The sequence below is a fragment of the Pseudoalteromonas sp. NFXS53 genome (assembly GCF_056629255.1).
In genome coordinates this window covers 207233-213858 of sequence record NZ_JBWVBR010000007.1, presented here as the reverse complement: position 1 = coordinate 213858, position 6626 = coordinate 207233, and the positions used below count along the sequence as shown (strand labels likewise).

At 40.9% G+C, this 6626-nt stretch carries 7 protein-coding genes; all 7 read left to right on the top strand.

What is annotated here, in order from left to right:
* Nucleotides 1–378 precede the first annotated feature (378 nt).
* The 7 genes from lexA to AC1HJP_RS10035 all read left to right on the top strand — a co-directional run bounded on the left by lexA (nucleotide 379) and on the right by AC1HJP_RS10035 (nucleotide 6620).
* Nucleotides 379–996, top strand: a complete 618-nt coding sequence (gene lexA, locus AC1HJP_RS10065) for a transcriptional repressor LexA (protein ID WP_480361681.1) — start codon at nucleotides 379–381, stop codon at nucleotides 994–996.
* Nucleotides 997–1245: 249 nt separating this feature from the next.
* Entirely contained in the window at nucleotides 1246–2385 is a 1140-nt protein-coding gene (coxB, locus tag AC1HJP_RS10060) for a cytochrome c oxidase subunit II (RefSeq protein ID WP_480361680.1), read from the top strand.
* A gap of 2 nt (nucleotides 2386–2387) precedes the next feature.
* Nucleotides 2388–3968: a cytochrome c oxidase subunit I gene (gene ctaD / locus AC1HJP_RS10055; protein ID WP_349285140.1), complete on the top strand. Its 1581-nt coding sequence runs from the start codon at nucleotides 2388–2390 to the stop codon at nucleotides 3966–3968.
* Nucleotide 3969: 1 nt separating this feature from the next.
* On the top strand, nucleotides 3970–4521 hold the full coding sequence (locus AC1HJP_RS10050) for a cytochrome c oxidase assembly protein (RefSeq protein ID WP_480361679.1): 552 nt from the start codon (nucleotides 3970–3972) through the stop codon (nucleotides 4519–4521).
* 8 nt (nucleotides 4522–4529) lie between these two features.
* A complete protein-coding gene (locus AC1HJP_RS10045) occupies nucleotides 4530–5399 on the top strand; it encodes a cytochrome c oxidase subunit 3 (RefSeq protein ID WP_480361678.1) in 870 nt (289 codons plus the stop codon).
* A gap of 20 nt (nucleotides 5400–5419) precedes the next feature.
* Nucleotides 5420–6142, top strand: coding sequence for an SURF1 family protein (locus AC1HJP_RS10040; RefSeq protein WP_480361677.1), 723 nt, complete (start codon nucleotides 5420–5422; stop codon nucleotides 6140–6142).
* The gene (locus AC1HJP_RS10035; protein ID WP_480361676.1) at nucleotides 6132–6620 is read left to right on the top strand and encodes a transmembrane cytochrome oxidase associated protein; all 489 of its coding nucleotides are present in this window, start codon (nucleotides 6132–6134) and stop codon (nucleotides 6618–6620) included. The genes AC1HJP_RS10040 and AC1HJP_RS10035 overlap by 11 nt, the downstream gene beginning before the upstream one ends.
* Nucleotides 6621–6626: the final 6 nt, after the last annotated feature.

Below are 6626 nucleotides of genomic sequence, written 5' to 3'. Positions count from 1 at the left end.
GCTTCCCATGTGAAAGTAGAACATCGCCAGGGCCTAATTAAAGAAACCCGTTGCAGCAATGCAGCGGGTTTTTTGCTGTGTGCAGAATTTTCGCATCACGAAGTGATAAAGCGGAAACTTCTGCGCAAGGTGAAATGAGCAACCTTCACAGCAGTAACTCTTTTCATTTTGAAACATTTTTCTTAATAGTTAGTTAATACACCTTCAACTCTAGTTAAACTTACTCATTTCACCTTGCGTAAAAAGAGCGGGTTCACTTCGTTCACTGTCGCTAGCCTTTTACACCTTTCTTGCACTAAATCTATACAGATTTAATTTGCCATTTTTATATAACTGTATATACTCACAGTATCTTTACCTGTATGGAAAACCAGTTGTATGCGACCACTAACGAAACGACAAGAACAAGTATTTGAACTCATCAAAGTCTTCATCAAAGATACAGGTATGCCTCCAACACGTGTTGAAATAGCAGATGCGCTTGGTTTTAAAAGTGCTAATGCGGCCGAGGAACATTTAAAAGCCTTAGCTAAGAAAGGGGTGATAGAAATGGTGCCAGGGGCTAGCCGTGGTATACGTTTAGTCGACGATGGCTCTTCTGAGGATGCTGGCCTCCCTTTGATTGGTAAAGTTGCTGCTGGTGAGCCTATTTTGGCTCAAGAGCATATTGAAAGTCATTATGAAGTCGATCCGAGTTTATTTAAGCCTGCTGCAGATTACTTATTACGTGTAGATGGTATGAGTATGAAGGATATCGGTATTCTTGATGGCGATCTTTTGGCAGTACATAAAGCACAAGTAGCTCAAAATGGTCAAGTTGTCGTAGCTAGAGTAGACAACGATGTAACGGTTAAAAGGTTAGAGCAACAAGGCCGAAAAGTGCTATTGCATGCTGAAAATAAAGAGTTTTCTCCTATTGAAGTTGATCTAGAGCACGAATCTTTTGCTATTGAAGGTCTCGCTGTAGGTGTTATAAGAAATTCTAATTGGATGTAACGTCAATATTGTTCTTACAATAGGTTAGCTGTACTTTTCTTTAGTTTCTTCAGCCAGCTAACCATTTCTCTTCTTGCTTTCCATTTTTATATATCAAATTCTTCTATTTACCTTTCTTGCTAATTGTTTATTTATTGACTAATTGTTAATAGGTCATGTATTGCCTTCGACTTTAGTCGGATCCTATGACGGTCATCCAATAATTCTAACTGCGAACTTCTAGCTGAAGTCGATAAATGGGGGCGTCGTATGAGAATAAGTAAATTTGCTTATTTGCTTACTTTTTTGTTGCTTAGTCCACTCACATTAGCCAATAGTGACTACAACATGAGAAAAGGGGTTACTGATGTAAGTCATAGTGTTTATGAACTGCATATGACCATTTTTCTAATCTGTTGTGTCATTGGCTTGATTGTATTTTCTGTTATGTTTTGGGCTTTAATAAAGCACAGAAAGTCAAAAGGAGCTGTTGCTGCACAGTTTCATGAAAGTACCAAAGTAGAAATTGTTTGGACTGCAATTCCTTTTCTTATTCTTGTCATCATGGCGATCCCTGCAACTAAGACTTTAATAGCTATGGAGGATACCAGCAAGGCTGACATAACAATCAAGGTCACGGGGTCACAGTGGAAATGGCACTATGAATACCTTGGTCATGACGTCGATTTCTTTTCTGTTTTATCTACGCCTTTATCTCAAATTAATAATGAGAAAGAAAAGGCTGAGACCTACCTATTGGATGTAGATAAACCGTTGGTAATACCTACAAACAAAAAAGTCAGATTTTTAATGACGTCAGATGACGTTATCCATTCTTGGTGGGTACCTGATTTTGCGGTTAAGAAAGATGCCAATCCGGGCTTTATCAATGAAGCTTGGACCAAAGTAAATGAAGAAGGTATTTACCGAGGTCAGTGCGCTGAGCTATGTGGTAAAGATCATGGCTTCATGCCTGTTGTTGTTGAAGCTGTCTCACCTGAAAAATTTGAACAATGGTTAACTGAACAACAATTAGCTAAAACTGCAGCAGCCAAAGAGGCTGAAGCTCTACTCTCACAAACTTTAAGCAAAGAAGAGCTGATGACAGAAGGTCAGAGTGTTTACATGGGGTATTGTGCAGCTTGTCATCAACCTACAGGATTAGGGCTGCCAGGTGTTTTCCCTGGCCTGAAGGACAACGCGGTTGTTAAAGGGGACCTAGATGCGCACATCGATGTGTTGTTGAATGGTCGACCTGGTACTGCAATGCAGGCATTTGCAAAGCAGCTTACAGCCAAACAAATTGCGGCTGTGATCACTTACAAACGCAATAGCTGGGGTAATGATACGGGTGAAGTAATCCAGCCTAGCCAAGTTCAAGCATTTATTGATAAAACCTCAGGAGAGTAATCATGAGTACTCAGGTTCAAAGTTCAGAACATGCTCATGAGGAGCATCTTACAGGCATCAAGCGCTGGCTGTTTACAACTAACCATAAAGAAATTGGTTCTCTTTATTTAATCTTTTCGCTGGTGATGTTTTTGATTGGTGGGGCCATGGCCATGGTGATCAGAGCTGAGTTATTTCAGCCTGGACTGCAGTTAGTTGACCCACATTTCTTTAATCAAATGACCACAGTGCATGGTTTGATCATGGTCTTCGGCGCTGTTATGCCAGCCTTTACTGGCCTTGCTAATTGGATGATCCCCATGATGATAGGCGCACCGGATATGGCGCTGCCTAGAATGAATAACTGGAGTTTTTGGATCTTACCTTTTGCATTCGCAATCTTACTTGCTTCTCTATTTATGGAAGGGGGAGGACCTGCGTTTGGATGGACTTTCTATGCACCGTTATCCACAACATATAGTAACGACAATACAGCATTGTTTGTGTTTGCAGTTCATATCATGGGCATCAGTTCAATCATGGGAGCAATTAATGTCATTGTAACCATTGTCAATTTACGAGCCCCTGGCATGACATGGATGAAGTTACCTCTCTTTGTATGGACATGGCTAATTACCGCTTTTTTATTGATTGCTGTAATGCCTGTATTGGCAGGTGCTGTAACCATGGTACTTACCGATAAGTATTTTGGTACCAGCTTCTTTGATGCCGCAGGGGGCGGTGATCCGGTTATGTTCCAGCATATTTTCTGGTTCTTTGGTCATCCTGAAGTTTACATCATGATACTTCCAGCATTTGGCATTATCTCAACCATAGTGCCTACTTTTTCCAGGAAAAAGCTATTCGGCTACTCTTCCATGGTATACGCGACCTCTTCTATTGCCTTTTTGTCTTTCATTGTTTGGGCGCATCATATGTTTACGACGGGCATGCCGTTAGCGGGAGAGTTATTTTTCATGTATGCGACTATGTTGATATCAGTACCAACAGGAGTGAAGGTATTTAACTGGGTTGCCACTATGTGGCGGGGCTCGATAAGCTTTGAAATTCCAATGATGTTTTCTATCGCATTCATCGTGCTCTTTACATTGGGTGGCTTCTCGGGATTGATGCTTGCGATCACTCCTGCAGACTTCCAATACCATGATACCTATTTTGTTGTGGCGCACTTCCATTATGTTCTTGTAACAGGGGCTGTATTTTCCATCATGGCGGCTGTTTACTATTGGTTACCTAAATGGACTGGCAATATGTACTGCATCACCACCGCGAAGTGGCATTTTTGGATGTCATTAATTAGCGTCAACATTTTATTTTTTCCAATGCACTTTGTAGGCCTTGCCGGTATGCCAAGACGTATACCTGATTACGCACTCCAGTTTGCTGATTTCAATGCCATCATTAGCATTGGTGGTTTTGCCTTTGGCCTTTCCCAACTCATTTTTGTGTGGTGCGTATTTAAATGCGCACGAGGTGGTGAATCGGTGCCAGCTAAAGTGTGGGATGGTGCAGAAGGGCTTGAGTGGGAGGTACCCTCTCCAGCACCTTTACATACATTTAGTACTCCGCCTAAGGTGAAATAGTATGCATGCGGCACTTGTTAAGAAACTCATAATTGCTGTTGTAGGCATGTTTGCTTTTGCTTTTGCACTGGTGCCGCTTTACGACGTCTTTTGTGAAGTAACAGGCTTAAACGGAAAGCCTGATATGGAAGCGGCACAGGTTAGTAGTTTAGTGGATGAATCAAGAATGGTTGATGTGAGCTTTATCACTCAAACCAAGCAAGGCGTGCCGTTTAGTGTAAGAGCAAAACAGTTTTCTGTCGCTGTAAAGCCAGGGGAGATGTCAGAGCTTGTTTTTGTCGCTAAAAACCTAAGTGAATATCAGAGAGTGATGCAGGCAGTGCCGTCTGTTTCACCGGGAAAAGCAGCCAAATACTTACATAAAGTAGCTTGCTTTTGCTTTGATAGACAGCCATTCGAACCTAATCAAGAAGTTGAGTTCAAGCTCGTATTTTATGTTGATACAGAGTTACCTCAAGACGTTCAAGAGCTAACCTTATCTTACGCCATTTTTGATATCAGTGACGTCGCGTTAGCGCGTGATGACGCGAAAACCGAACCTTATAAAGGTTAGGAGGAATTATGCAATCTCAAAGTTATTATGTGCCCGCCCAAAGTCCTTGGCCAATTATAGGTGCTGTAGCTATGTTCTTTATTGCTGTTGGGGCTGGCCTAACAGTCATGCAATTGGGTAGTGAAGATTTAAGTGGTGTTCTCATATTAGGATTAGGTGTTTTGATATTACTTTATATGCTTTTTGGCTGGTTTAAGCATGTTATCCAAGAGTCAGATAAAGGTTTATATTCAGCGCAAATGGATCGCTCATTCAAGCAAGGTATGAGCTGGTTTATTTTTTCTGAGGTGATGTTCTTTTTTGCATTCTTTGGAGCGCTTCTTTATGCGAGGGTATTTTCTGTGCCTTGGCTAGGGGGAGCCAGTAATAACCAGATGACGAATGAGGTTTTGTGGCCAAATTTTGAAGCAATGTGGCCGCTGCTTACTACACCCGCCGGTGATGTAACACAGAGTATGCCATGGTATGGCTTACCACTTATTAATACGGTTATTCTGCTTACTTCATCAGTTACCTTACATTTCGCGCATAAAGCCATAGAGTCAAATAAGCGTAAACCGCTTACGATTTATTTACTAATCACGGTAATACTTGGTTTTATATTCTTAGCGCTCCAAGCCCAAGAATACGTTCATGCATATGAAGCACTCAACTTGACGCTTCAGTCTGGTATCTATGGTAATACCTTTTATCTTTTAACTGGGTTTCATGGCATGCATGTCACCATAGGCGCAATTTTATTAACGATTGTATTAATAAGAGTGGCAAAAGGACATTTTACCGAAGACAAACATTTCGCTTTTCAAGCCGCTGCTTGGTATTGGCACTTTGTCGATGTTGTGTGGGTGTGTTTATTTGTTTTCGTTTACGTTTTATAGGTGCGAAATGAGGGATTTATATGGCTTTAATCAAAGCGCTGCCATGGCAAGCTATAATCATTTGGCTAGTATGCATCACGGTTGTGACAACGTGTCTAGGTTTGTCTTACTGGCAATTTTCTAGAGCAAAAGAAAAACAGCTTCAACTTGATGAATTTAGTCAAGTTGAGCTGACTTCGTTCGAGTTTATCCAAGCATTGCAAAATCGCTCTATTGAAGGGTTGCATGGACAAGCTGTTTCTTTAATGGGAAGACTAGAGCAACAATACACCTGGTTTTTAGATAATAGAATTGTAGATGGACGTGTCGGTGTTGATGTTATTTCTCTTTTTAAAGTTGCGGGTTTAGAAAAGTATCTATTGGTTAATTTAGGGTTTATACCGCTTCAAGGCCGAGGGCAACCTGAAACACTCTTTTTTGACGAAATTCAGAACTTAAATTTAGTGGTAAAAAGCCGTCATTTAGAGCACTTTACTTTAGCAAAGTCAGCGCTTGAAACTCACTCTAAGCGGTTACAGTTTATAGATCATTTGTACTTATCAAATTTAACCGGTAAAGATATCTACCCTGCCATTTTTTATCAATTACCTGACTCAGCAGTGATTGCTGAACCTCACTACCAACCAGTAGTAATGAGTCCTGAAAAACATCATGCCTATGCTTTACAGTGGTTTTTAATTGCAGTCGCAGCGGCTTTTATCGCATTCAAAGCAACAAGAACAGAGGTGCCCAATGAAGCTTAAACCAATGTGGATGTTTGTTATCTGCTGTATTACGCCATTTATTTTAGCGTATGCGGCAATTCATACAAACTGGCTGCCAGATAATACAACGAATAAAGGGCGTCTTCTCAGTAACGATATACAAGTACCTAATTGGCAGGTAAATGATAATACGCTTTGGAGTATCGCACTCTCAGCACCGGTTGATTGCGGATTGGTTTGTACCCAACAAAATCAACGCCTACAAAATGTGTATCAAGCTTTGGGCAAAAAACAAGACAAAGTAAGTCTCGTGATTTTGGGGGAGGCGAAAAATAATGAAGTTACTCAGTATCCGGCACTACCAGAGTTGCGAGCTGGTTGGCTTTATCTTGTCGATCACCATGGTTTAGTTGTGCTTGCTTATCCATACGAAGAAAGTGAGCAAAAAAGTAGAATGTTGCACAAAGGATTGTTATCAGATTTAAAAAAATTACTCAATTATGCGCGCAGTAGCTAGGAGGAA